Origin of the sequence: Micromonospora trifolii (assembly GCF_050516465.1) — a bacterium.
Taxonomy (GTDB): Bacteria; Actinomycetota; Actinomycetes; order Mycobacteriales; family Micromonosporaceae; genus Micromonospora; species Micromonospora trifolii.
The window spans coordinates 5,508,583-5,533,291 of sequence record NZ_CP191526.1 but is presented as its reverse complement, the minus strand read 5'-3'; the positions used below and the strand labels follow the sequence as shown (position 1 = coordinate 5,533,291).

Annotated in this window: 22 protein-coding genes, 2 pseudogenes and 1 riboswitch; of the genes and pseudogenes, 10 read left to right on the top strand and 14 right to left on the bottom strand. The window is 72.0% G+C overall.

Annotation, left to right across the window (positions count from 1 at the left end):
* Positions 1 to 99 precede the first annotated feature (99 nt).
* On the top strand, positions 100 to 1,335 hold the full coding sequence (locus tag ACQRWP_RS25790; protein WP_430498369.1) for an FUSC family protein: 1,236 nt from the start codon (positions 100 to 102) through the stop codon (positions 1,333 to 1,335).
* A gap of 24 nt (positions 1,336 to 1,359) precedes the next feature.
* Here the strand turns inward: ACQRWP_RS25790 and ACQRWP_RS25785 are convergent, their stop codons facing one another.
* Positions 1,360 to 2,628 carry an aminotransferase class V-fold PLP-dependent enzyme gene (locus ACQRWP_RS25785; protein ID WP_430498368.1) on the bottom strand — a complete coding sequence of 423 codons (1,269 nt, stop codon included), beginning with the start codon at positions 2,626 to 2,628 and terminating at the stop codon, positions 1,360 to 1,362.
* Between the two features lie 46 nt (positions 2,629 to 2,674).
* Positions 2,675 to 2,795, bottom strand: a riboswitch (SAM riboswitch).
* Positions 2,796 to 2,818: 23 nt separating this feature from the next.
* Here ACQRWP_RS25785 and ACQRWP_RS25780 point away from each other — a divergent pair.
* Complete coding sequence (locus ACQRWP_RS25780) at positions 2,819 to 4,309, top strand: PrsW family intramembrane metalloprotease (protein ID WP_430498367.1); 1,491 nt, start codon at positions 2,819 to 2,821, stop codon at positions 4,307 to 4,309.
* 32 nt (positions 4,310 to 4,341) lie between these two features.
* Here ACQRWP_RS25780 and ACQRWP_RS25775 read toward each other — a convergent pair whose 3' ends face one another.
* Together ACQRWP_RS25775 and ACQRWP_RS25770 are read right to left on the bottom strand one after the other, a co-directional pair.
* Positions 4,342 to 4,509 (bottom strand): hypothetical protein, encoded by a 168-nt coding sequence (locus ACQRWP_RS25775; protein ID WP_167362445.1) that lies wholly within the window; start codon positions 4,507 to 4,509, stop codon positions 4,342 to 4,344.
* 93 nt (positions 4,510 to 4,602) lie between these two features.
* Positions 4,603 to 4,941: a GroES family chaperonin gene (locus tag ACQRWP_RS25770; RefSeq protein ID WP_238676642.1), complete on the bottom strand. Its 339-nt coding sequence runs from the start codon at positions 4,939 to 4,941 to the stop codon at positions 4,603 to 4,605.
* 105 nt (positions 4,942 to 5,046) lie between these two features.
* Here ACQRWP_RS25770 and ACQRWP_RS25765 point away from each other — a divergent pair, with 105 nt between their 5' ends.
* A complete protein-coding gene (locus ACQRWP_RS25765; protein WP_430498366.1) occupies positions 5,047 to 6,411 on the top strand; it encodes an AI-2E family transporter in 1,365 nt (454 codons plus the stop codon).
* A gap of 122 nt (positions 6,412 to 6,533) precedes the next feature.
* On the opposite strand, the pseudogene ACQRWP_RS25760 reads toward ACQRWP_RS25765, so the two are convergent.
* Together ACQRWP_RS25760 and ACQRWP_RS25755 are read right to left on the bottom strand one after the other, a co-directional pair.
* Positions 6,534 to 7,220, bottom strand: a pseudogene (locus ACQRWP_RS25760) (ATP-dependent DNA helicase); the annotation flags it as partial.
* Between the two features lie 111 nt (positions 7,221 to 7,331).
* Positions 7,332 to 8,738 (bottom strand): annotated as a pseudogene (locus ACQRWP_RS25755) (ATP-dependent DNA helicase); the annotation flags it as partial.
* Between the two features lie 101 nt (positions 8,739 to 8,839).
* Between ACQRWP_RS25755 and ACQRWP_RS25750 the strand changes: the two are divergent.
* Positions 8,840 to 9,346 carry a DUF402 domain-containing protein gene (locus tag ACQRWP_RS25750; protein ID WP_238676645.1) on the top strand — a complete coding sequence of 169 codons (507 nt, stop codon included), beginning with the start codon at positions 8,840 to 8,842 and terminating at the stop codon, positions 9,344 to 9,346.
* Positions 9,347 to 9,371: 25 nt separating this feature from the next.
* Here ACQRWP_RS25750 and sigJ read toward each other — a convergent pair whose 3' ends face one another.
* Entirely contained in the window at positions 9,372 to 10,337 is a 966-nt protein-coding gene (gene sigJ, locus ACQRWP_RS25745; RefSeq protein WP_430498365.1) for an RNA polymerase sigma factor SigJ, read from the bottom strand.
* A 191-nt stretch (positions 10,338 to 10,528) separates the two neighbouring features.
* Between sigJ and ACQRWP_RS25740 the strand changes: the two genes are divergently transcribed.
* The 3 genes from ACQRWP_RS25740 to ACQRWP_RS25730 all read left to right on the top strand — a co-directional run bounded on the left by ACQRWP_RS25740 (position 10,529) and on the right by ACQRWP_RS25730 (position 13,242).
* On the top strand, positions 10,529 to 11,470 hold the full coding sequence (locus ACQRWP_RS25740) for a PPK2 family polyphosphate kinase (protein ID WP_430498364.1): 942 nt from the start codon (positions 10,529 to 10,531) through the stop codon (positions 11,468 to 11,470).
* Positions 11,471 to 11,597: 127 nt separating this feature from the next.
* Positions 11,598 to 12,224, top strand: a complete 627-nt coding sequence (locus tag ACQRWP_RS25735; RefSeq protein ID WP_430498363.1) for a DUF47 domain-containing protein — start codon at positions 11,598 to 11,600, stop codon at positions 12,222 to 12,224.
* A gap of 10 nt (positions 12,225 to 12,234) precedes the next feature.
* Positions 12,235 to 13,242 carry an inorganic phosphate transporter gene (locus tag ACQRWP_RS25730; RefSeq protein WP_410822200.1) on the top strand — a complete coding sequence of 336 codons (1,008 nt, stop codon included), beginning with the start codon at positions 12,235 to 12,237 and terminating at the stop codon, positions 13,240 to 13,242.
* 56 nt (positions 13,243 to 13,298) lie between these two features.
* Here ACQRWP_RS25730 and ACQRWP_RS25725 read toward each other — a convergent pair whose 3' ends face one another.
* Positions 13,299 to 14,267 carry a Gfo/Idh/MocA family protein gene (locus tag ACQRWP_RS25725; protein WP_430498362.1) on the bottom strand — a complete coding sequence of 323 codons (969 nt, stop codon included), beginning with the start codon at positions 14,265 to 14,267 and terminating at the stop codon, positions 13,299 to 13,301.
* A gap of 133 nt (positions 14,268 to 14,400) precedes the next feature.
* Between ACQRWP_RS25725 and ACQRWP_RS25720 the strand changes: the two genes are divergently transcribed.
* On the top strand, positions 14,401 to 15,234 hold the full coding sequence (locus ACQRWP_RS25720; protein WP_430498361.1) for an NUDIX hydrolase: 834 nt from the start codon (positions 14,401 to 14,403) through the stop codon (positions 15,232 to 15,234).
* Between the two features lie 81 nt (positions 15,235 to 15,315).
* Here the strand turns inward: ACQRWP_RS25720 and pstB are convergent, their stop codons facing one another.
* From pstB to ACQRWP_RS25685, 7 genes are all read right to left on the bottom strand, one after another.
* On the bottom strand, positions 15,316 to 16,092 hold the full coding sequence (gene pstB, locus ACQRWP_RS25715; protein ID WP_430503291.1) for a phosphate ABC transporter ATP-binding protein PstB: 777 nt from the start codon (positions 16,090 to 16,092) through the stop codon (positions 15,316 to 15,318).
* A 17-nt stretch (positions 16,093 to 16,109) separates the two neighbouring features.
* On the bottom strand, positions 16,110 to 17,198 hold the full coding sequence (gene pstA, locus ACQRWP_RS25710) for a phosphate ABC transporter permease PstA (protein ID WP_430498360.1): 1,089 nt from the start codon (positions 17,196 to 17,198) through the stop codon (positions 16,110 to 16,112).
* Positions 17,195 to 18,286 (bottom strand): phosphate ABC transporter permease subunit PstC, encoded by a 1,092-nt coding sequence (pstC, locus tag ACQRWP_RS25705; protein ID WP_430498359.1) that lies wholly within the window; start codon positions 18,284 to 18,286, stop codon positions 17,195 to 17,197. Before pstC ends, pstA begins: the two co-directional genes overlap by 4 nt.
* Positions 18,287 to 18,324: 38 nt before the next feature.
* The gene (pstS, locus tag ACQRWP_RS25700) at positions 18,325 to 19,431 is read right to left on the bottom strand and encodes a phosphate ABC transporter substrate-binding protein PstS (RefSeq protein ID WP_238659677.1); all 1,107 of its coding nucleotides are present in this window, start codon (positions 19,429 to 19,431) and stop codon (positions 18,325 to 18,327) included.
* Positions 19,432 to 19,722: 291 nt separating this feature from the next.
* Positions 19,723 to 20,649, bottom strand: coding sequence for a mycothiol synthase (gene mshD, locus ACQRWP_RS25695; RefSeq protein ID WP_430498357.1), 927 nt, complete (start codon positions 20,647 to 20,649; stop codon positions 19,723 to 19,725).
* A gap of 58 nt (positions 20,650 to 20,707) precedes the next feature.
* A complete protein-coding gene (locus tag ACQRWP_RS25690; protein WP_430498356.1) occupies positions 20,708 to 21,586 on the bottom strand; it encodes a polysaccharide deacetylase family protein in 879 nt (292 codons plus the stop codon).
* 154 nt (positions 21,587 to 21,740) lie between these two features.
* Positions 21,741 to 22,460 carry a winged helix-turn-helix transcriptional regulator gene (locus ACQRWP_RS25685; RefSeq protein WP_181518701.1) on the bottom strand — a complete coding sequence of 240 codons (720 nt, stop codon included), beginning with the start codon at positions 22,458 to 22,460 and terminating at the stop codon, positions 21,741 to 21,743.
* Between the two features lie 241 nt (positions 22,461 to 22,701).
* On the opposite strand from ACQRWP_RS25685, the gene ACQRWP_RS25680 reads away from it, so the two are divergent.
* Both ACQRWP_RS25680 and ACQRWP_RS25675 read left to right on the top strand, forming a co-directional pair.
* Positions 22,702 to 23,760 (top strand): hypothetical protein, encoded by a 1,059-nt coding sequence (locus ACQRWP_RS25680; protein WP_430498355.1) that lies wholly within the window; start codon positions 22,702 to 22,704, stop codon positions 23,758 to 23,760.
* A gap of 104 nt (positions 23,761 to 23,864) precedes the next feature.
* Positions 23,865 to 24,653 (top strand): LmeA family phospholipid-binding protein, encoded by a 789-nt coding sequence (locus tag ACQRWP_RS25675; RefSeq protein WP_430498353.1) that lies wholly within the window; start codon positions 23,865 to 23,867, stop codon positions 24,651 to 24,653.
* Positions 24,654 to 24,709: the final 56 nt, after the last annotated feature.

Here is a 24,709-nt window from a genome sequence, read left to right as displayed (position 1 = left end):
GTCTGCCGCATCCGCCCGCGACGCGCGGGAAGGGAGGGTTCAGCGGGCCCACCACGGGTAGTCGCGCCCATGGCCGTGGCCCGGGACAAGCGACCTCCGATGGTGCGACGTACCGCGCTGCGCGACGGGTTGGTGGACATCGACGGCGCGCGGATCGCCGAGGCCACCGAACAGCTGCGCCACCGTGGCCGAGCCACCCTGCACGACCGACTGCACCGGGTACGGATGGCCGGCGGACTCGCCGTGCAGGCCGGCCTGGCCGCCGGGCTCGCGTACCTGATCTCGCACAAGGTGCTCGGCAACCCACAACCGGTCTTCGCGCCGATCTCCGCGGTCGGCACCCTGGCCGCGTCTGTCGGCCAGCGGTTCCGCCGGACCATCGAGTTGATCGTCGGGGTGGGGGTCGGGGTGTTCGTCGGCGACCTCCTGATCTACCTGCTCGGCACCGGGGCGTGGCAGCTCGGCCTGGTGGTCACCGTGGCGATCCTGCTCACCATCTTCGCCGGGGCGAGCGTGGCCATCGTCATCCAGGCGGCGGCCACGGCGGTGCTGATCGTGACACTGAGCCCGTCGACGCAGAACCTGGAGATTCCCCGCTTCGTCGACGCGTTCCTCGGCGGTGGAATCGCGCTGCTGGTCACGGCGGTGCTGCTGCCACTGAACCCGCTTCGAGTGATCAACCGGGCCGCCCGACCCGCCCTGGACCTGCTCGCCGCCCAGCTCGACGCCACCGCGGACGGGCTGCGCAACCGGGACCGCGCCACCATCCAGGGCGCGCTGGAGAGGCTGCGCAACAACAAGGAGGAACTGGCCACGCTGGGCGAGGCGATCGAGGGAGCCAAGGAGACCGCCACCCTCTCCCCGGCCCGCTGGCACCGCCGCGACGAACTCACCCACTACGCGGAGGCGGCCGACCCGATCGACCGGGCGATGCGCAACAGCGGCACGCTGATCCGCCGGTCCGTCACGCTTGTCGAGGACGAGGAACCGGTGCCCGATCCGATGCCGGACGCCATCGGCCACCTCGCCGAGTCGGTCCGGCTGCTCAAGCACGAGTTCGCCGCCGGCGAGGAGCCGGAGAAGGCCCGGGAACGGTCGCTGCGGGCGGTCAGCGAGGCCGGCCGGGCGTACGGCGCCGGGGTGGGCTTCTCCGGCAGCGTGGTGGTCGCCCAGATCCGCACCACCGCGAGCGACCTGCTGGTCGCCTCCGGGATCGAGCAGGAGGAGGCGAACCGGTGGATCCGCACCGCCTTCGGGGAGCAGGAGCGGCCGGTCGGTGAGCCCGCCGAGCCCGGCGAGACACCGAAGCCACCCACTGCCCCGCCGGTCGGCTGAGCGGAGCCCACCGCCGGCCGGGCCTCAGCCCAGCTCGGCCAGCGCCGCGAGCAGCCGGTCAACCTCAGCGGCCGTGCTGCCCAGCCCGATGCTGGCACGTAGCGCGGTGGGCGGCAGGTCCCGTCGGCCGGTACGCCCCGCCGCCTCGCTGAGCAGACGCCGGGCCAGCGGGTGGGCACAGAACAACCCGTCCCGTACGCCGATGTGGTGCTCGGCGGCCAGCCGCATGGCCACCTCGGTGGAGTCCCAGCCGGCGACCACGAACGAGACGATGCCGACCCTTGGCGCGTCCGGGCCGAAGGTGCGCAGCTCGACGACGTGCGGCAGGGCGGCGAGGCCGGTCCGCAACCGGGCCAGCAGGGCCTGCTCGTGGGCGGCCAGCGCAACCTGGTCCGCGTTGTCGAGCGCCTTGCACACCGCCGCCAGCGCGGCCGCGCCGAGCAGGTTCGGGGTGCCGCCCTCGTGTCGGGCCGGGCCGGTCGCCCAGGTCACGTCGTGGGTGGCCGGCCCGACGTGGCTGGTGGCGCCACCACCGGCCAGGTAGGGCGGGGCGGCGTCCAGCCAGTCGGCCCGGCCGATCAGCACTCCCGCGCCGAACGGCGCGTACAGCTTGTGGCCGGACACGGCCAGGTAGTCGACGTCGAGCGTGAGCAGGTCGACCGGGGCGTGCGGGGCGAGCTGCGCGGCGTCGAGCACGATCCGGGCACCGTGCCGGTGGGCCACCCGCGCCAGTTCGGCGACCGGCCACCGCTCACCTGTCACGTTGCTCGCACCGGTCACCGCGACCAGCACCGGCAGCGCGGGGCTACTGCCCCGGCGCAGCTCGGTGAGGGCGGCGGCGAGATCGCGTACCGCCCCGTCGGGGTCGCTGGGCACCGGCAGCCGCACCGACCCGCGCGGCCAGGGCAGCAGGTTGGCATGGTGTTCGCCAGCGAACGTGACCACAGTCGTGCCGGCCGGGACGGCCCGCGCCAGCAGGTTGAGCGCGTCGGTGGTGTTGCGGGTGAAGATCACATGATCGTCGGCGCGAGCGCCGAAGAAGTCGCCGATCGTCTGCCGGGCCTGCTCGTACGCGAGGGTGCAGCGCCGCGACAGCGCTCCCGCTCCGCGATGCACGCTGGCGTACCAGGGCAGCAGCTCGGCCACCGCGTCGGCGGCGGCCCGCGCGCACGGCGCACTGGCCGCGTAGTCCAGGTTGATCTCGCCAGGCACGCCGAGGACGTCGAGCGGCGCGGACGGCGCCGACGAAACGGTGGGCAGGCTGGGCAGCGAGGGGACGAGAGTGACGGACACGCCGGAACCTCCGGGGTCAGGGACCCCGGGTGCGACATCGGGACGGGGTCCGCGCTTGCCCAGCACACCGATCGGGCTGGGCCCGGTCATCACCCGGGGCACCCCACCGCGAACTCGACGAGGGTTGCCGGCCAGCAAGCCGGGGCTTGACGCTGGCGCTCGTGACCTGCCGGCAGCATAGCGGCTACCGATGCGGCCGAACCAGCCGGCGGCGGATGGCTACGCTGACCGCATGGCCGACACCCCGCCCGGTTCACCGCTGCCGCCGTCGCCCGCCGCCCCGCCTGCGCCCGCCGTCCCGCCCATGGGTGAGACGCCCCGGATGCCGCTGCGCCGACTGGGCTGGCGGCGGTTCCTGGCGCTGGCCGGGGTGGTGCTGTTGATCGCGGCGTGCGCGGTCTTCATGGTCTTCACGCTCGGCCAGTCGCTCGGTGTGCAGGCCCTGCTGATCGGGGTGGTGGCCGCCATCCTGCCGGTGCCGGTGCTGGTCGCCTGCTTCCTCTGGCTGGACCGGTACGAACCGGAGCCGCTGAAGTACCTGATCTTCTGCTTCGCCTGGGGGGCGTTCGTCTCCACCGCCGCCTCGCTCACGGTGAACGACTTCGCGGCCAACCGCTTCGCCGACTGGGGCCTGCCGTCCGCGTTGACCGGGGTGCTGGTGGCGCCGTTCATCGAAGAGCTGACCAAGGCGTTGGGCCCGATCCTGCTGCTGGTGTTCCGCCGCCGCGAGTGGTCCGGGATCACCGACGGTCTGGTCTACTGCGGGCTCAGCGCGGTCGGCTTCGCGATGGTGGAGAACATCCTCTACCTGGGCGGATTGGGGTACGCATCCGGCGCCGACCGGTACGGCCCGGCCACCGGCATCCAGCAGGTCATCGCGATCTTCATCCTGCGGATCCTGCTGTTCGGGTTCGCCCATCCCCTTTTCACCTCGATGACCGGTGTGGGGCTGGGTATCGCCTCCCGGACGGCCGACCGGCGCATCCGGGTGCTCGCCCCGATCGCCGGCCTACTGCTGGCGATGATGCTGCACGGCACGTGGAACCTGCTGCCCACGCTGACCCAGGCCACCGGCGAGGCCATGATCATGCTGTACGGCTTCCTGGGCCTCATGGTGCCGGTCTTCTTCGGCACCGTGGGGCTGGCGCTGTGGTTGCGCGCCTGGGAGGGGCGGCTCACCGAGCGGGTCCTGCCCGACTACGTCCGCGCCGGCTGGCTCAGCCCGCCCGAGGTGGCCGCCCTGAGCAGTCTCGGCCGGCGGCACGCCGCCCGCAGTTGGGCGCGGCGGGTGGCCGGCGACGCCGGGGTACGGGCGATGCGGGGTTACCAGTCCGCGGCCACCCGGTTGGCCCTGCTGCGCGACGGGGCGCTGCGCGGCCTGGACCGCAAACCCGCCGACCAGGAGCGGACCGCCCGCGAGGAGCGGGAGCTGCTGGACGCGATCACCGAGTACCGGTCGTTCTTCGTGGGTCGGGACCCGCAGGCCCCGGCGGGGGTCTGGGACGGCAGCCGCTACCACCTGCGCTTCCCGGACGGCACGCAGCGCGCGGTGGACGCGCCGGACGAGCCGGTGGTGCCGATCCCGGTGGTGCTGGCTCCCGCCCCGGCTCCGGTGGGGTACGCCCCGCCCGGCTGGCCCGGCCTGCGCCCGGCGTCGCCCTGGCCGCCGACGCACCCCTGACAGCTGCTGCCCGCGAGCTGACGGCTGGCGGTTCAGGCCAGCAGCGAGGTGAGGAAGTCACCGAGGCCCTGGAACATCGCGATCAGCGCGGCCCCGATCCCTCGGAACATCTGCGCGGCGCCGTCCGGCCGAAAGGCCATGAAGTAGATCAGGAACGCGACACTGCCCCAGGTCAACAGCTTCTTCACGAATACCGGCATCGTCCCTCCCCAGGGCCACGGTCGCCGGATGGCTTCCCGTCGTGCGGCCGGGCAAACGGTGCGCGACGGGGCCCGGTGGCCGGGGGAGGTGCGTCAGAGGTAGAGGCCGGTCGAGTCGTTCTCGATGCGCTCGGCGGCCACGGCGTGCACGTCCCGCTCCCGCAGCAGCACGTAACCGCGGCCGTGCAGCTCGACCTCGGAGCGGTCGTCCGGGTCGAAGAGCACCCGGTCGCCGGAGACGATGGCGCGGACGTTCGGCCCCACCCCGACCGCGGTGGCCCAGGCGAGGCGCTTGCCGACCGCGGCGGTCGCCGGAATGACGATGCCGGCGGTGGAGCGGCGTTCGCCTTCGCTGCCCTCCATCCGCACCAGCACGCGGTCGTGCAGCAGGCGGATCGGCAGGCCGGCGTCGAGATCGTTGTCGACGGTCACGCCGCAGACGCTACCGTGTGGCCGACGGTGGCCCGTCGGTGGTTACGCCGGAGGTGGTCGGGGCATTGTGTGGCGGAACCGCCCTACGGTGTCGGGAACGGACGTATGCTGTCCGACCTGTCGCCGTTGGCGGGCCGGGTTTTCTGCCAGGAGGTGCGCTTGAGCCGCTTCGAGCGGGTACGCGGGCGGCTTCGCCGCGCCTACCAGTCACGACAGGAGTCGGCGCGCGCCGACGAGGGCCCCTCGGGTGACGCGTTGAACGACGCGTCGGAGGCGGCCCGGGTGGCGTCGCCGGCCGTGCCGGGGCCGACCGCGCCGCCCAGCACCATGGTCTACGGCGCGCAACCTCCGGTGGACCTGCACAGTTCCACCACCAGCCGGGACGACGCCGACGTTCCGCACGGGCTCCGGATCGCCGCAGCGTGGTGTTGGCGACTGATCGTGATCGGCGTGGTGGCCTGGGCGCTGCTGCGGATCGTCGGCACGATCAAGATCGTGATCATTCCGCTGGCCATCGCGCTGCTGCTCTCCGCGCTGCTCGCCCCGGCGGTGGGCTGGCTGCTGCGGGCCCGGTTCCCCCGGTCGCTGGCGACGGCGGTCGTGCTGGTCGGCGGCCTGGTCGCGGTGATCGGCACGCTGACGCTGGTGGTCAACGAGTTCATTCGTGGCGTACCGGAGCTGAGCGAGAAGTCGTCGGAGGGTGTCCGGCAGATCCAGAACTGGCTGAAGACGGGCCCGCTGCACCTCTCGGACACTCAGCTCGACCGCTACATCGACGAGGCGCAGGCCTGGATCAACTCCAACACCTCCAATCTCACAAGTGGCGCCCTGAGCACCGCCGCGACGCTGGCCGAGGTGCTTACCGGCACGCTGCTGGTCCTGTTCGCGACGTTCTTCTTCCTGCGCGACGGCAACCGGATCTGGCGCTTCCTGGTTCGGCTGCTGCCGGTGGCTGCCCGGTGGAAGGTCGACGACGCGGGTCGCGCCTCCTGGCACACACTCGGCGCCTACGTCCGCGCGACAGTGCTGGTCGCCTTCATCGACGCGGTCGGCATCGGCATCTTCCTGGTCGTCTTCGACATCCCGTTCGCCTTCCCGCTGGCCGCGCTGGTCTTCCTCGGCGCGTTCATCCCGATCGTCGGTGCGGCGCTCTCTGGCGGCGTGGCGGTGCTGGTGGCCCTCGTCGACAGTGGCCCGGTAACCGCGTTGATCATCCTCGGCGCGGTGATCGGCGTACAGCAGATCGAGGGGCACGTGCTGCAGCCGCTGATCATGGGACGGGCGGTCGCCCTCCACCCGCTCGCGGTGATCATCGGTATCGCCGCCGGTGTCGTACTCGCCGGCATCACCGGTGCGCTGGTCTCCGTGCCGCTCATCGCGGTGCTGAACACCGCGGTCCGCCGGCTTGCCGCCCGAAGGGTCCCGGACACCCCGCCCGACGCCGTGGTCGTCGCCTCCCAGGCCCCCTAGACCCGCGCGTCTCGACCGCTAGATCACGCAGGATCACGGAAAGAGTGGCCTCCCGCCAGCGGGAGACCACTCTTTCCTTGTTGTAACGCGATCCTGGGCCTGCCCAAGCGGAGCGGCGCGGGTCAGGACTTGGCCAGGCGTTCCAGGGCGCCTCGGGCCACCTCGGGACGGGTCGTGTACCAGAACGGGGGCAGTGAGCGGCGCAGGAACGGCCCGTAACCTCGGGCCGTCTCCAGCCGGGAGTCGAGCACCGCGACCACGCCCCGGTCGCCGGTCGCCCGGATCAGCCGGCCCACGCCCTGCGCCAGCCGGACCGCCGCGATCGGCACGCTGACCGCCGCGAAGCCGGAGCCGCCGCCCGCGTCCACCGCCGCCGCGCGGGCCGCCGCCAGCGGTTCGTCCGGGCGGGGAAAGGGCAGCCGGTCGATGACGACGAGCTGACAGGCGTCACCCGGCACATCCACCCCCTGCCAGAGCGACATCACCCCGAACAGGCAGCTGGCGCGCTCCTCGCGGAAGCGACGCACCAGCAGCGGCAGCGCCTCCTCGCCCTGGAGCAGCACCGGCAGGTCGGTCCGCGCGCGCAACAGCTCCGCCGCCTGCTGCGCGGCCCGCCGGGAGGAGAAGAGCCCGAGAGTACGACCACCGAGCGCCTCGACCAGCCCGAGCAGCTCCTCTCCGGCAGCCTCGGGCAGCCCGGAGACGCTGGGGCGGGGGAGGTGCGCGGCGACGTACAGGATGCCCTGCCGGGCGTAGTCGAACGGCGAACCGACGTCGAGTGACCGCCACCCGGGGCCCTCGGTGGCCGGTACGACGGTGTTCGCTGTGACGTCGCCAGCGAGACGACGGCCCGGCATCTCGGCGGCCGGCCGGCCGGGGCCGGTGCGGGCGGCCAGCGCTGCTGCGGCGGGTGTCGGTGGGGCGGGCGGTGGCGCGTCGAGCCCGAGGGCGCGGGCGACCGTGTCGAACCGGCCGCCCAGCGCGAGGGTCGCCGAGGTGGCCACGACGGTGCGTTCGTCGTACAGGTGGGTGGCGAGGGTGCCGGCCACCGACAGCGGCGCGACCACCAGTGCCCGGCGGTTGCCGCTGTCGTTCTTCTCCACCCAGGCCACGTCGTGGTCGCCCTCCTCCAACAGCCGCTGCGCGGTGGTGGAGAGCTCGTCCAGGGCGGCCTTGGCCTGCTGCTTGCGGACCGGGTCGGGGTCGTCGGCCTTGACGTCGCCGATCGCGTCCAGGGCGGAGCGGGTCGCCGCGTCGAGCAGCGTGCACGCCTCCCGCAGTGGCGTCGGCAGCCCCGCGGTGATCCGCCCGGCCGGCGCCTCGGCCAGCCCGACCGCCAGGGCGTCGCCGGCGGCGGTGAGCGCCTCGGCGGTCTCCGGGCGCAGCAGCGTACGGGCCCGCCGGGTGGTCCGGTCGATCAGCTCCGGCACCAGCTCCGCCTGGGCGGCGGAGGAGACCCGGTCGGCCAGCTCGTGCGCCTCGTCGACGATGAGCAGCTTGTGCGGCGGCACGATGTGCCGGTCGGCGAGCATGTCGACAGCGAGCAGGCTGTGGTTGGTCACCACGATGTCGGCCTCCCGGGCGCGGGCCCGCGACGCCTCGGCGAAGCACTCCTGCCCGAACGGGCAACGGGTCGCGCCGACGCACTCGCGGGCCGGCATCGACACCAGCCGCCAGGCCTGGTCGTCGACGCCTGGGTCCAGCTCGTCCCGGTCGCCGGTGGCGGTCTTCTCGGCCCAGTCGCGCAGCCGCTCGACCTGCTTGCCCAACCGGCCCGCCTCACCGAGCCACTTCGTCCCGCCGCCGGGGCGCGCCGCGGGGGCGTCGAAGAGGGTGTCCTCCGGCTCCTCCTCGGTGGAGTTGTCCAGTCGGGCGAGGCAGAGGTAGTGATGGCGGCCCTTGAGCACGGCGAAGGTGGGCCGACGGCCGAGCACCGGCTCGACCGCGTCGGCGAGCCGGGGCAGGTCGTGGTCGACCAGCTGGGACTGCAACGCCAGGGTGGCCGTGGAGACCACCACCGGGCCGTCCACAGTGAGCGCCGGCGCGAGGTAGGCCAGCGACTTGCCGGTGCCGGTGCCCGCCTGCACGAGCAGATGCTCGCCGCCGGCCACGCACTCCTCGATCGCCGTGGTCATCTGCAACTGGCCGGGGCGCTCAGCGCCGCCGGGCACCGCGCCGACGGCCGCCGCCAGCAGCTCGGTGCCGCTGGGCCGGGCACCCCGCCGCCGGCCCTTGGCCCGAGCCGACGGGGTGGCGGAACCGGTGGCGGTGCGGGGCGGAGTCACCGTGCGACGGTACCCGGCGCCGCCGACACCGACCGCGCCCATCCGCCGCGTGGCGCGACGCCGACCGGGGCGGGTTGCGGCCGACCCCGTCCGGTTACGGCCGCGCTACGACGCGTTGGGCTGTATCGGTTAGGGTGCGAATCATGCCGAGCGACATGGTCCGCGTGATCTACCGCAAGTACGACGGCAGCGCCCACCGTGACTACCCGGCCCGCCGGCTCACCGAGGACGATCTCGGCGTCTGGCTCGGCGTGCCCGAGGGCACCGAGTCGGTCTACCACGGCCGGCCCTCGGTGGAGAAGATCCCGTTCGTGCTGCTGGTGCCCCATCGCGCGTGGTGGACGGCCATGTTCAACCCCCCGCCCCGCACCAGCGAGGTCTACTGCGACATCGCGACCCCGGCTCGCTGGGAGTCCGACGACACCGTCCACCTGATCGACCTCGATCTGGACGTCGTCCGGCGTCGGGCCACCGGCCTGGTGGAGCTGCTCGACGAGGACGAGTTCGCCGAGCACCGGGCCCGGTTCGGCTACCCGGACGACGTGGTGGCCGAGGCCGAGGCCGCGGCACAGCGGCTGTTCGGGGCCCTGGGCGACGGCACCGAGCCGTTCGCCACCGCCTACCGCAAGTGGTTGGCCCTGGTGGTCTGAGGCCGCACGCCCGGGTCGGGCCGGCTCACCAGCGTGGCGGCCAACCGTCGTCGGCGTCCAGCGGCGGCAGGTCGGTCAGCTTCTCCGGGTTGAGCTGGTTGTAGATGGCGGTGATCCGGCCCTGGTCGACAGCGAACGCGGTGACCACGCGGATCGGTCTGCCGTCGCTGTGCGACGTCTCCAGTTGCAGGCCGAGAATGCCGTCGACGAGCATGGGCCGAGCCAGCACCCGGTCGGCGTACCGGCCGGTCCGGCCGAACAGGCCGAGCGCGAGGCGGGCCACGGCGTCCGCGCCGAGCACCGGCCGACGGGCTGCCGGGAAGTGCCCACCCGAGTCGCCGACGAAGACCACGTCCGGCGCGAGCACCTGGAGGAGCTGGTCCAGATCGCCGGACTCGGTGGCGGAGACGAACGCCTTGAGCACCCGACGTTGCTCGGCCGGGTCGGCGGTGTGCCGGGGTACGTCCGGCGCGGTGACCGCCCGTCGGGCCCGGGAGGCGAGCTGCCGGGCCGCCACCTCGGTGGTGCCGAGCACCCCTGCGACCCGGGCGAACGGCAGCGCGAACACGTCGTGCAGCACGAGGGCGACCCGTTGCTCCGGCGCGAGCCGCTCCAGCACCACCAGCAGCGCCGTGCCGACCTCGTCGTTGCGGACCGCCCGCTCCGCCGGGTCGGGCGCGTAGCCGTCGGCCGGCGGCCGGCCGCCCAACGGGCTCACCACCGGCTCCGGCAGCCACTGCCCGGGGTACGCCTCCCGGCGGACCCGGGCCGAGCGGAGCACGTCCAGGCAGATCCGAGCGCAGGTCGTGGTCAGCCACGCGGACAGGTCACGGATCTCGGCGCGCGCCGCCGGGTCCGCCAGCGCCCCGGCGTAGCGCAGCCAGGTCTCCTGCACCGCGTCCTCCGCCTCGCTGCGGCTGCCCAGCATCCGGTGGGCCACCGCGAGCAGTCGGCCCCGCTCGGCCTCGAACTCCGTCGCCAACTCCCGCACGACCCACCACCCCTTCCGGTCGGCGTCCCGGCCTACATCCTCCCGCCGAGCGGGCACGCCGGCAGCCCCGAAACGGCCCGGCGGGACCGGTGCCTGCCGTCGGCGGAGGTCGGTAGGTGCCGATCAGCGGGCCCAGGTCCCGAGGTGGTTCTCGGCGGGCGGAACGGCGGTGGGTGGGCGATGATCCGTGCATGAGCGCACCCCAGCAAGGGCAGATCGTGGCACCGGACGGCGGTTCCGTGCGGGAACTGCTGCGGGTCACCGCGCCGGTTGATCTCGGCGCGATCGACCCGCGGTCCATGCCCGGCCTGCCGGAGCCCGCGGGCCGCGGCGAGCACCGCAAGACCTGGGCGCGGGAGCAGGTGGAGCTGGTCGGCGAGGAGTTGGGCCGGCAGCAGGAGATGCTCTTCGCGATGGCCAAGACCGGGTCGGAGCGGCCGGCGCACCGGGTGCTGCTGGTGCTCCAGGCCATGGACTGCGGCGGCAAGGACGGCACGATCAAACGGGTGGCCGGCGCGATGAACCCGCTGGGCCTGCACATCCGCTCGTTCGGGCCGCCGACCCGCCAGGAGCTGCGGCACGACTTCCTCTGGCGGATCCGCCGGGAGCTGCCGCCGCCGGGGTACGTGGGGATGTTCAACCGTTCGCACTACGAGGACGTGTTGATCGCCCGGGTCGGCTCGCTGGTGCCGGAGACGACCTGGCGAGCCCGCTATGACGAGATCAACTCGTTCGAGCGGGAGCTGACCGAGGGCGGCGTCACGCTGATCAAGGTGATGCTGCACATCTCGTACGCCGAGCAGGGCGAGCGCCTGCTGGACCGGCTCACGGACTCGCGCAAGCACTGGAAGTACAACCCCTCCGACATCGATTCGCGGGGGCAGTGGGACGACTATCAGGCCGCGTACGCCGAGGCCCTGAGCCGGTGCGGCACGGACGCCGCGCCCTGGTTCGTGGTGCCGGCGGACCGCAAGTGGTACCGGGACTGGGCAGTGGCCCACCTGCTGCGTGAGACGTTCGACACGCTCGAACTGGGGTATCCGGCTGCCGATTTCGACGTGGCGCACGAGCGCGAGCGCCTGCTTGCTGGTGGAGCGGGTGCGGGTGGGACGGCCGAGATGAACAGCAGGTGAACGAGCGGTGAATGAGGCCTGGCCAGGGGTGGGCCGGCGAATTCGCGGTTCGGTCGTTTCCTAGCATTCACCTGGCGGGCGCTTATGGGCGCCTCCACCCTTCCACCGACGCGACGAGGTCTGTGCTGTGAAGTTTTCCTTCCGCCCCACCGAGGGCGCCTTCTACGAGCTCTTCACCAGGGCCGCGCAGAACCTGGTCCGGGGCACCGCGCTGCTCAACGAGCTGGCCCTGCCCGGCGTGGACGTGCAGTCCGTCAGCGAGCGGCTGACCGAGGTCGAGCACGACAGCGACCAGATCACCCACGAGCTGTACAAGAAGATCAACTCGACCTTCATCACCCCGTTCGACCGGGAGGACATCTACCGGCTCGGCTCGCTGCTGGACGACGTGATGGACCACTTGGAGGCCGTCGGCGATCTGCTCTACCTGTACGGGCTGACCGAGCTCCCGGCGCTGCCGCGCGAGCTGCACGAGATGGTCAACGTGCTCGACCAGCAGGCCAAGCTGACCGCCGACGCGATGCCCCGGCTGAAGTCGATGAAGCATCTCGAGGACTACTGGATCGAGTGCAACCGGCTGGAGAACGAGGGCGACCGGATCAACCGGCAGTTGCTCGTCCGGCTCTTCTCCGGTGAGTACGACGCGTTGACGGTGCTGAAGATGAAGGAGGTCGCCGACGAGCTGGAGGCCGCCTGCGACGCCTTCGAGCACGTGGCCAACACCGTCGAGACCATCGCGGTCAAGGAGTCCTGATCCTGTGACTGTGACACCCGAACTCATCGCCGTGCTGGCGGTGATCGGGGTAGCCCTGGCGTTCGACTACACCAACGGCTTCCACGACGCCGCCAACGCGATCGCGACAAGCGTCTCCACCCGGGCGCTGACACCCCGGATCGCCCTCGGGCTCGCCGCGGTCGGCAACTTCGTCGGCGCCCACTTCGGCGCCGGGGTTGCCAAGACCGTCGGCGACAACCTGGTCACCCTCCCCACCGGGGTGAGCAGCCTCGGTGTGGTCTTCGCCGGGGTGCTCGGGGCGATCGCCTGGAACCTCATCACCTGGTACTTCGGTCTGCCGTCGTCGTCCTCGCACGCGCTCTTCGGCGGCCTGGTCGGCGCGACCCTGCTGTCCACCGGCGGCATCGTGCAGTGGGTCAACATCGGCGAGAAGGTGCTGCTGCCGATGGTGCTGTCGCCGATCGTCGGCCTCACCCTCGGCTACCTGCTGATGCTGGCCATCCTCTGGCTGTTCCGGAAGGGGCAGCCGGGCAAGCTCAACCGGGGCTTCCGGTGGGCGCAGACCGCCTCGGCGGCCGCCATGTCGGTCGGCCACGGCATGCAGGACGCCGCCAAGACCATGGGCATCGTGGTCCTGGCGCTCTACACCGGTGGTTTCCAGGAGAGCAAGACGCACATCCCGGGCTGGGTGTTCTGGACCTCGGCGACGATGCTGGCTCTCGGCACGTACGCCGGCGGCTGGCGGATCATCCGGACCCTCGGTCGCAAGATCATCGACCTGGGGCCGCCGGAGGGCTTCGCCGCCGAGACCGTCGCCAGCGCGGTGCTCTACTTCAACGCCCTGGTGTTGAAGGCGCCGATCTCCACCACCCACACGATCACCTCGGCGATCATGGGTGTGGGCGCGACCAAGCGCCTCTCCGCGGTCCGCTGGAACGTGGCCGGCAACATCGTGCTCGCCTGGATCATCACGTTCCCGGCCGCCGCGTTGATCGCGTGCGTCACGTACCTGCTGGTCCGGCCGCTCTTCGGCTGAGCTTCCGGAAGGGCCCCCGGTCACGGTCTCGCCGTGGCCGGGGGCCCTTCCGCCGTTCAGACGTAACGCACGCCGATCTGCTCACGGACCGTGTCCAGCAGGGTCATCACCTCAAGGGTCGTGGCATGCGGCACCGCCGGGCTCTCGGTCAGGCCGGCGGCCAGGCAGCGCTGCACCTCGATCGCCTCGTACTGGTAGCCGTTGCCGGCCCCGTCGGCGACGATCGTCTCCGGCTCGGCACCGGCCCGGTGCAGGGTCACCGAACCCGGCCGGAAGAACGGCTCCGGCAGGTCGATCCGGCCGGTGGTGCCCGTGATCGAGGCGGTCTGCCCGCTCAACCCGACCATGCCGCAGCTCAGGGTCGCCAGCGCCCCGCTGTCGTAGCCGAACAGCATGCCGGTGTTCTCGTCCGTCCCCTCCGGGCCGAGCTGCGCCCAGGACCGGATGTGCTGCGGCGCCCCGAGCAGCAGGTGCGCCAGGCTGATCGGGTAGATCCCCAGGTCGAGCAGGGCACCCCCGCCCAGCGCCGCGTTGCGCATCCGATGCTCCGGCGGGAACGGCCCGGCCACCCCGAAGTCGGCCCGGACGCCGGTCACCGTGCCGATCGCCCCGTCCGCGATCAACTCGACCACCCGCAGGATCATCGGATTCAGTCGCATCCACATGGCTTCCATCAGGAAGACCCCGGCGGCGCGGGCAGTGTCGATCAACTCGGTGCTGGTGGCCAGGTCGAGGGTGAACGGCTTCTCCAACAGCACCGCCCGTCCGGCGGTGAGGCAGGTCATCGCCGCCTCGTAGTGCGCGGAATGCGGGGTCGCCACGTAGATCGCGTCCACCTCCGGGTCGGCGGCCAACTCCACCCAGGAGCCGTAGGCGCGCTTCGCGCCGTACGTGTCGGCGAAGCGCCGGGCGCTCTCCGCCGCGCGGGAACCGACCGCGACCAACTCGGCGTCCGGCACCAGCCGGAGGTCTTCGGCGAAACGGCTGGCGATGTGGCCGGTGGCCAGGATGCCCCAACGAGTCATGCCGGAACGCTAGCCGAGCCAGGTGAACCGCCCGCTCCCCGGCCGCCGACCAGTTCATCCGGCGGGACCCCGGTGTGCTCCTGGCCGCCCCGCAGCGCGCCGCACCCCGCACCCCGGGAACTAGGCTCGCGGCATGACGATCGACAGTGACGGCTTCGCCGCCCCGGCCGCCCTGGTCGAGCACGCCCGCCGGTTCCAGGCCGAGGGTGGCACCCCGGCGACGCCGCGGGTCGCGGCCACCGTGTTGCTGCTGCGTCCGACCGACGCCGACTTCGAGGTGTACGTCATCCGCCGGGTCGCCGCGATGACCTTCGGCGGGATGTACGCCTTCCCCGGAGGTGGGGTGGACCGCTCCGACTCGGAGGCGCACCTGAACTGGGCCGGCCCGACGCCGGGCGGGTGGGCGGGCCGGCTCGGGGTGGCCCCGGAGGCCGCGCAGGCGGTGGTCTGCGCCGCCGCGCGGGAGGTCTTCGAGGAGGCCGGCGTACTGCTCGCCGGTCCGAACCGGGAGACCGTGGTGGGCGACGTCAGCAGCGACGACTGGGAGGCTGCCCGGCAGGACCTGGAGGGGCGCCGGCTGGGCTTCGCGGCGCTGCTCGCCGACCGTCAGCTCACCCTGCGGTCGGACCTGCTGCTGCCGTGGAGCCGGTGGATCACTCCCGAGTTCGAGCCGCGCCGCTTCGACACGTACTTCTTCATCGCCCTGTTGCCGGCCGGCCAGCGGACCCGCGACGTCTCCGGCGAGGCCGACCACACCCTGTGGATCCGGCCGGCGGACGCGCTGGCCCGCGCGCAGGCCGGCGAGCTGACCATGCTGCCACCGACCCTGGTCACGCTGGCCCAGGTGGCGGCGGCCGGCGACCTGGCCGGGGTGGCGCGGGCGGCGGCCGATCGGGACGCCGCCACCCCGGTCACCCCGCGTCTGGATCTGCCCCCGAACGGCGAACCCCGCTTCGTCCTGGGCTGAGTCCGGGCGAACCGCGTCCGGACACGCCAAGGGGCGCCGGTCAGGTCGACCGACGCCCCTGGCGGACCGGGAGCCAGCGGCTCAGCCGAAGCGGCCGGTGATGTAGTCCTCGGTCTTCTTCACGCTCGGGTTGCTGAAGATCTTCTGGGTGTTGTCGTACTCGATCAGCCGGCCCGGGTCGCCGGTCTTCTCGATCGAGAAGAAGGCGGTCCGGTCCGACACCCGCGCGGCCTGCTGCATGTTGTGCGTCACGATGATGATCGTGAACTTGTCCTTGAGCTGGAACATCAGGTCCTCGATCGCCAGCGTGGAGATCGGGTCCAGGGCGGAGCACGGCTCGTCCATCAGGACGACCTGCGGCTCGACCGCGATGGTCCGGGCGATGCAGAGCCGCTGCTGCTGACCGCCGGAGAGGCCCGCGCCGGGCTTGGCCAGCCGGTCCTTGACCTCGCCCCACAGGTTCGCGGCGCGCAGGGCCTTCTCGGCCGCGTCCTCCAGGATCGACTTCTTGCGGACCCCGTTGAGCTTCAGCCCGGCCACCACGTTCTCGAAGATGCTCATGGTGGGGAACGGGTTCGGCCGCTGGAAGACCATGCCGATCGTGCGCCGGACCGCGGTGACGTCCACGTCCCGGTCGTAGATGTCCTGGTCGTCGATGGTCAGACTGCCCTCGACCCGGGCCCCCGGCAGCACCTCGTGCATCCGGTTGATCGACCGCAGGAACGTCGACTTGCCGCAACCGGACGGCCCGATGAGGGCGGTGACCGTCTTCGGCTCGACAGTCAGGTTGATGTTCTCGATCGCCTTGAAGCTGCCGTAGTACGCGGTGACGTTCGAGGCGGAGACGCGCTTGGCCATGGTGGTACCTCCGGGGTTCATCGGCTGAGCCTGTTGCGACGGGCCAGCAGCTTCGCCGCGATCGTCAGGATGAGTACGAGGGCGACCAGGGTGAGTGCCGCGGTCCACGCCCGTGCCGGTGCGTACTTCGACGCGTCACCGGCCTGCTGGTAGACGAAGAGGGACAGCGACGACTGGTTGTTCTCGAAGGGGTTGCTGTTGATCGCGGCACCACCGCCGGCGACCAGCAGCACCGGCGCGGTCTCGCCGGCCGCGCGGGCGATGGCGAGCATGACGCCTGTGACGATGCCGGGCAGCGCCGTCGGCAGCACCACCCGCAGGATCGTCTTCCACTTGGGTACGCCGAGCGCGTACGCGCCCTCGCGCAGTGGCGCCGGTACGAGGCGGAGCATCTCCTCGGTGGACCGGACGATGGTGGGCAGCATGAGCACGCTCAGCGCGAGCGCGGCGGCGAAGCCGGAGAAGCTGGGCCGGCCGTCGTTGAACCACGGCGACACGATCAGCACCCAGAACGCCAGCACGAAGAGGCCGGAGACGATCGACGGAATGCCGGTCATCACGTCCACGAAGAACCGGATCGCGAAGGCGAACTTGCCCCGCCCGTACTCGACGATGTAGATCGCGCAGAGAACGCCGAGCGGGACGGTGATCAGGGTGGCGATGCCGACCTGCTCCAGCGTGCCGACGATCGCGTGGTAAGCGCCGCCGTTGGCGTCCCGGGCCCCGATGTTGTTCATCGAGGTCTGGAAGAAGTTGACGTCCAGTCGGTCGGCGCCCTTGCTGACCAGCGTCCAGACCACCGACACGAGCGGCAGCACCGCCAGTACGAAGGCGGAGTGGATCAGCGCGCTCCAGGTGCGGTTGCGGGCCGATCGGCGCCCCTCGACCGCGTTGGCTGCGGCGAAGAGCCCGACCAGGTAGAGGATCGCGCCGAGGACGACCACGAGGACCGGGCCGCCGATGCCGGTGCCGTAGACGACCACGGCGGAGAGCGCCAGGGCCGCCACGGCGATGGCCGGGGCGGCGTACCAGGGCAGCCGCTTGGCCCGCAGCGAGTCGGGCTGGGCCGGCGGCCGGGTGCGGTGGGAGGTGACGGTTGTGGTCATGCGGCCGACTCCGTGAACTCCCGGCGGCGGTAGATGATCGCCCGCGCCGTGATGTTGACGATCAGCGTGATGGTGAACAGCACCAGACCGGAGGCGATGAGCGCGCCCCGGCCGGTCTCGTTCGCCTCGCCGAACGCGTTGGCGATGTTGGCGGCGATGGTGTTGCCGCCGTTCTCGATCAGGTTGAACGAGATGCCGAAGGTGATGCCGAGGGTCAGCGCCAGGGCGATGGTCTCGCCGAGCGCCCGGCCGAGGCCGAGCATCATCGCGGCGATGATGCCGGGGCGGCCGTAGGGGAGTACCGCGGTGCGGAGCATCTCCCAGCGGGTGGCGCCCAGGGCGAGGGCCGCCTCCTCGTTCGCGGTGGGAGTCTGGAGGAACACCTCGCGGGAGAGCGAGGTGATGATCGGCAGCACCATGATCGCGAGCACCAGGGCACCGAGCATGACGGACGCCCCGAAGGGGCCGTCGCCGCCGAAGAGCGGGATCCAGCCGAAGTGCTGGTTCAGCCAGACCGAGAAGTCCCGGACCGGGCTGCTGAAGACGTCCCGTCCCCAGAGGCCGAAGACCACGCTCGGTACGGCGGCCAGCAGGTCGACCAGGAAGCCGAGCGCGGTGCCCAGCCGACGCGGCGCGTAGTGCGACAGGTAGAGCGCGATGCCGAGCGCCACCGGCACCGCGATGAGCAGCGCGAGTGCCGAGCTGAGCACGGTGCCGAAGGCGAGCGCTCCGATGCCGAACTTCGGCTGGGTGTCGTTGGGGGACCAGCCCTCGTAGGACCAGAAGTTCTCGGTGTTGGCGCGTAGGGCCGGCACCGCCTTGGCGACCAGGAAGATCGCGATTGCGGCGATGATGACCAGAACGGCGGTGCCGGCGGCCAGGGTGAGACCGCGGAAGGCCCGCTCGGCGCCGAACTTACGGCTGCGCGGTAGCGCGCCGCCGCCGCCCAGCCCGGTGCCGCCCGGGGAACGGGTGCTGACTGGTGCCTCGGCCACACGCGCCGAGGCACCGGCGGGCCACTCGTGACTCTGCGTCACGCGCGTCCCACCGGTGCCGGCGTCGGCCGAGCGGTGAGGGGTTTCACCCATCTGCTCGCTCGATTCGGTTGCGGAGGTGTGGAATCGGGTCAGGAGAGGTTCTTGACCGCGGTCTCGACCTTGGTGCGGACCGTCTCCGGCAGCGGGGCGTAGCCCAGCTCGGTGAGAGAGGCCTGGCCCTCGGCGCTGGCGGCGTGGCCCAGCAGGCCCTTGACCAGCTTCAGCTTGTCGGCCGCGAGGCCCTTGCTGCAGACGATCTCGTACGTCGCCAGGACGATCGGGTAGGCCCCGGCCTCCTTGGTGTTGTAGTCGATCTTCAGCTTGAGGTCGTCGCCCTGACCCTCGACGGCAGCACCGGCGATGGTCTTGCCGGCGGCCTCGGCGGTCAGCGCGGCGAACTCGCCGTTGCCGTTGCCGATCTTCGACATCTTCAGACCGGCGTTCTCGGCGAACGACCACTCCATGTAGCCGATGGAGCCGTCCGCGCCCTTGACCCGGCTGGCCACGCCGTCCGAGCCCTTGGCGCCGGTGCCGCCCGGGGCCTTCCACGCCTTGGCGTTGCCCAGGGTCCAGTCGGTCTCAGCGGTCTTCGAGAGGTACTTGGTGAAGTTGTCGGTGGTGCCCGACTCGTCCGAACGGTGGACGGTCTGGATCGTGGTCGCCGGGAGCTTGGCGTCCGGGTTGTCGGCCTTGATCGTGGCGTCGTCCCACTTGGTGACCTTGCCGGCGAAGATCTTCGCCAGGGTGGCCGGCTTGAGCTGGAGGTTGTCCACGCCGCTGACGTTGTAGGCGACGGCCACCGGGCCGATAACCATCGGCAGGTGGATGGCCTTGCCACCGACGCACTTGGCGTCCGCCTGCGGCTGCTCCTCCGGCTTGAGCGCGGAGTCGGAACCGGCGAAGTCGGCGGTCCCGGCGATGAACGCCTGGATGCCGGCGCCCGAGCCGGAAGCCTCGTAGTTGATCGTGGTGCCCTGGCACTTCTGCTGGTACGCCTTGATCCACTCGGCCATGGCGTTCTTCTGCGCCGACGAGCCCTGGGCGTTCAGCGTGCCGGTAGCGCAGTCGACCGCGGCGGCCGAGCCCGAAGCACTCGCGCCGGAGGCGGGCTCGTTGTTGTCCGAGCCGCATGCACTGAGGCCGAGCGTCGCGGCAAGAGCGAGGCAGGCAATAGTGCCGTACCGCTGGAGCTTCACCTGAGGGGTTTCCCTTCGCGTCTGACTTGGCGCCCCGATCCCGGGGCCCGAGGACCGGCACTGACCGGCTGACACGAAAGTTAGAAGTGCCAGGTAGCCGGTTCGCCGGTCGCAAGTGAACGCAAGGTGAACACGTACGGCCCCCGAGATGACCGCTTGCTGAGGGTGAGTTGTCCGTTAAGTGAACCCGGGTACACCTGTCGGAAGTATGGGTATATTTCCGGTTCGGCGTTATCCCGCCGATGCTCGGCCGTTACCCACCGGTGACTCGGTCGGGGCGGCGGCCGACGGTCAGCCCAGGTGGTAGTTGATGTGCGCGGACCAGCGGGCGAAGCCCAGCCGCTCGTAGAGCGCGACGGCCCCGGTGTTCGAGTCGTCCACGAAGAGCATCACCCGGTCGAGGCCGCGCTTGTCCCGCAGATATGTCAGCCCAGCGGTGGTCAGGGCCCGGCCGAGCCCGCCACCGTGCGCGGTCGGCTCCACCCCCAGGACGTACACCTCGCCGATCCGGGCCGACCCCGGCCGCTCGTGCACCTTGGTCCAGTGGAAACCGAGCAGCCGGCCGGTCGCGGTCTCCTCGGCGAGCAGGAAGCCCGCCGGGTCGAACCACGGCTCGGCGAGGCGGACCCGCAGGTCGTCCGACGTCCACCGGCCCTGCTCGGGGTGCTCGGCGAAGGCCCGTGCGTTGAGGGTCAACCAGGCCGCGTCGTCCGCCCCGGGCCGGAACGCGCGCAGCGCCACCCCGTCGGGCACGCGCGGCTCACCCAGCGGGGCGGCCAACGGCCGGCGCAGCTGCCAGAGCACCCGGGCGCGGGTGAAGCCGAGGTCGACGGCGAGCGCGGCGGCCGAGGGGTGGTCGCCGTGCGCCCAGGCCCGCAGTGGCCCGGTGGCCGAGGCGAGTACGCCCCGGGCGAGCGCCCGTCCGGTGCCCCGCCGCCGGTACGCGGGGTGCACCACCAGCTCGACCCCGATCCCGCCGACCGGGTCGGTGGTGTCCAGGTGCGCGTACCCGGTGAGGGTGCCGTCGTCGGCGCGGGCGATCAGATGCACGGCGGGGGCGTCGGCGTCGCGCAGCCGCAGCAGGACGTGTTCGTCGAGCGGGTCCGCTCCGTCCGTGTCACCTGCGGCGCTGGCGAGGGCGAGTACGTCGGCGATCTCCGCCGGCGCCAGTCGGTCGCTCCGGGTCACCTGGTCGCTGGTCGGCTCCGCGCTGCTCATCCCGCCACCGTAGCCGTTGCGTGTCGTGACGCCCGGAGCGTCGCCGTAAAGCCGCGGCTCACGTCGGGTCGGTGGGTAGTGCCTCCAGCTCGAACCGGGCGGTCAGGTCGGGCAGGATCCGGCGCAGCGCCTCCACCGTGCCCTGCCGGTCCCCACCGGCGTCGTGCAGCAGCACCACCGAGCCCGGTGCGGCCTGGCTCAGCACCGTCGCGGTGATCTTGGTGGCGCCGGGCAGTTCCCAGTCCGACGGATCCACCGACCAGTGCAGCGGGGTCATGCCGAGCTGCTGCGCCACCGACACCACCGGGTACGTCCAGGCTCCGCCCGGCTGGCGGTACCAGACGATCGGGGCGTTCGGCACCGCCGCCCGGATCGCCGCGTTGGTGCGCAGAAGGTCGGAGCGGATGGCGTCGGCCGATCGGGCGCCCAGGCCGACGTCGTGGTGCCAGGAGTGGTTGCACAGGGTGTGCCCGGCGTCCACGATCGACTGGACCAGGTCGGGGTGGTTCTGCGCGTTCTCGCCGACCACGCAGAACGTGGCGCGTACGTCGTATTCGCGCAGGAGGGCGAGGACCTGCGGCGTGTAGCGCGGGTCCGGCCCGTCGTCGAACGTCAGCGCGAGCCGCGGGGTGCCGGTGGTGGTGTACGCGCCGAACAGGTTGTCGCCTCCGGCGTCCCGTCCGGACCCGTCCTGGCCGGTCTCGGCTGGGCCGGTCTCGGCCGCGCTGGCGGTAGCGCGCGGGGCTCCGCCCGGCTCGCCAACACTGGGTTGGTCGGCGTAGTGCGGCCCGTCGGCGCTCGTGGTGACTCCGGTGGAGTGCCGAGGCGTCTGGTCGGGGACGAGGCTGCGGCCCAGCACGTACGCGGAGCCGAGCAGCCCCGCCACCACCAGCGTCACGATCCCCACGGCCCGCGCGGTGGAGCTGCCCCGCGTCACGACTTCCACCTGGCTTGCCGGTCACGCCGGCCCGTCGCCCCCGTGTTCAGTGCGCGCACCGTCGCCCCTTTCTCCGACAAACCCGGCAGTCAGAATAGAACTGCCAAGCTGCGCAAAAAGGGCATATGGGAAATCGTCTGGAGCGGTCTGCGGATCAGACCGGCAGGGGCGCGTGCTCCGCCTCGGGAAGCGACCGCGACGGCGGAACGACGAACTTGTAGCCGACCTGGCGGACGGTGCCGATCATCGACTCGTACTCCGAGCCGAGCTTGGCGCGCAGTCGCCGGACGTGCACGTCCACAGTGCGGGTGCCGCCGAAGTAGTCGTAGCCCCAGACCTCGCGCAGGAGCTGGTCCCGGGTGAACACCCGGCCCGGGTGCTGGGCCAGGAACTTCAGCAGCTCGAACTCCTTGTAGGTGAGGTCGAGCGGACGGCCCTTGAGCTTGGCCGCGTAGGTGTCCGGGTCGATGGTCAGCTCGCCGGCCCGGATCGAGCCACCCGCGCCAGCAGTCGCGTTGCTGAGCCGGCCCACCGCCAGCCGCAGCCGTGCCTCGACCTCGGCGGGGCCGGCCGAGGCGAGGATGACGTCGTCGACGCCCCAGTCGGCGTTGAGTGCGATCAGGCCGGCCTCGGTCACCACCGCGACCAGCGGCACGCCGAGCCCGGTGGCGTGCAACATCCGGCAGGTCGCCCGGGCCTCGCTCAACTCCGATCGCGCGTCCACCATCACCGCGTCCGGGCTGGGGCCTGCGACCAGGGTGCGAACATCACGCGGCGCGGTGCGGACCGAGTGCGGCAGCAGGTCGAGTGCCGGCAGTACAGCCGACGGTTCCCCTGCGCGTGCGGTCACCAGCAGCAGGATCTCCACGATCACCTCCGTCCCGGCGGCGCGAGGCCGCACGCGACCAGTCGCACTCATCAAGGAGTGCGCTGAGAAATTGCGTGGTCCCGGCGTCGCTGACGGGCGGGTAACGCGTTGAGCCTAACCGATCGCCTCGGCCGCGCCGTCAGGCCATTTCCTGTTTGTCTACCTTGCCCCTGATCGTGGCCCGGATTTTAACGTCGCTGAAACCCGTGACCACCGCGTCGGGCCGTCGGTCTGGCACGATCGGGTCGTGTTTCCCTCCACCTCGCCCGAGGCCGGCCGCGAATCGTGGCCCGCTGGGCCCCAACCGGGTCCGGCCGCCGCAGCGACGCGCGGCCAACCGCCCGCGCCGCGTACCGGTCCGGCCACCACCGATGGCGACCGCCGCGAACGGGGTGGGCCGCGCCGTGCCCGCCGCGCCGGCGAACCGGCCCGCCGATCCGAAGACGAGATCGACGAGCCGGAAGAGGAGGTCATTCCCCCGGTCGCGGTGCACCGTCAACTGGCGCTGACCATCGCCGGCTTCGCGGCGCTGCTCGGTGTCGGTCTGGTGCTCGGCGCGCAGACGTCGGGCCCCGGTCACCGGCTGCCGTTCGCCTTCATCATCTTCGGCGTCCAACTGTTGTTCGTGCTCGCCTGGACGATGGCCATGCGTCCGCCCGCGCTGTTCGTGGTCGCCGGGATCAGCGCCGCGGTCGCGGCGTTGGTCGACATCGCGGCGGTGCAGACCGACGTCGCCGGCCTGGCGCCGCTGGGCTACCTGGCCGCCGGTGGGTTCCTCGCCGCGGTGCTCGGCCAGCTGGTTCGTCGGGTCGACCGGGTCCGGGTCACCGACTCCCTCGGCTCCACGCTGCTCATCGTGGTCGGCGTGGTGGCCTTCGGCACCCTGATCGTGCTCAGCCGGATCCCGGCCGGCACCCAGGCGATCACCGTCTGCCTGACCGCGAGCGGTGTCGCGCTCACCGTCGCCCGGCTCACCGACGCCGTGCTGCCCTGGCCCCGGCTCGCCCCGCAGGTGCCCCGGGGCGCCGCCGGCGTGGTGGCCGGCGCGATGGTCGGCACGCTGACCAGCGCCCTCCTCGGCAGCTACCTGGTGGCTCCCTTCACGCCGACCCGGGCCGCCGTGATCGGCCTGGTCGCGGCGGTCACCGCCGTCCTCTCCGACCTCGCCGTGGGGTACGCGGAGGCGGGCCGGTTGATGGCCGGCGAACCGCCAACCATGTGGGTGGCCCGGCACATGCAGGGTCCGCTCGGCGGCTTCGCCCTGGCGGCGCCCGCCGCGTACGCCATGTGCATGCTCTTCCTCTGAGTCACGGTTGAGCGCTGAGCCGGTCGGGTACCTACGGGTGCGCCGCCCTGCGGCGTCGGTACGAACGACTCGTCGCGGCGCGACGGGCGGAGACAGGAGGCGGCGTGGCGCAGGACTATCCGGTGGACCAGGCGCGACCCCGACGGCGTGGCCGCAAGCTGCTCATCGGGCTGTTCGTGCTGCTCCTGCTGCTGGCGGCGTTGCTGGTGGTCGCCGACCGGGTCGCGGTCGGGGTCGCCGAGCGGATGATCGGCGACCGCGTACGCCAGGAGATCGCCAAGCAGGGCGCGCAGTCCGCCGCGCCTGAGGTCGAGGTGGGCGGAACTCCGTTCCTCACCCAGGTGTTGGATGGCCGTTACCAGCGGATCACCATCAACCTGCGGGACGTGCAGGCATCGGTCGAGGGCGACGCCGTCCGGCTGCCGGTGCTGGACGTGACCGCCCGCAACGTTCGGGCCTCGCTGGACACTCTGCGCACCGGCCAGGGCGACGTCGTGGCGGACACCGTCAACGGCGCCGGCACGATCAGCTACGAGAGTCTGGCCGCGCTGCTGAACCGCCCGGGTCTCACCCTCGGCGAGCAGAACGGCAAGCTCACCGTCACGGCCCCGGCCGACATCCTCGGTCAGAAGCTCACCATCAGCGGCACCGCCGACGTCACCGTCGCCGACAACGGCGCGGTCGCCCTGCGGTTCAACGACCTGGACGCCGCGGGTCTGCCGAACCTGCCGCTGGCCCGTGCCTTCCTGAGCAACTACGCCAAGAGCATCTCCATCGACGTGCCCCTGCCGGAGTTGCCGTTCCAGCTCGCGGTCCGGGAGGTCCGTCCACTGCCGGAAGGGCTGGCGGTCACCGCCGACGCCAAGAACGTGCCGATCAACTCCGCTGGCTGACGCCGGAGGCGCGGTGGGACGCCGAAATCCTCGGCGATCCCGGCGATTCCCGGATG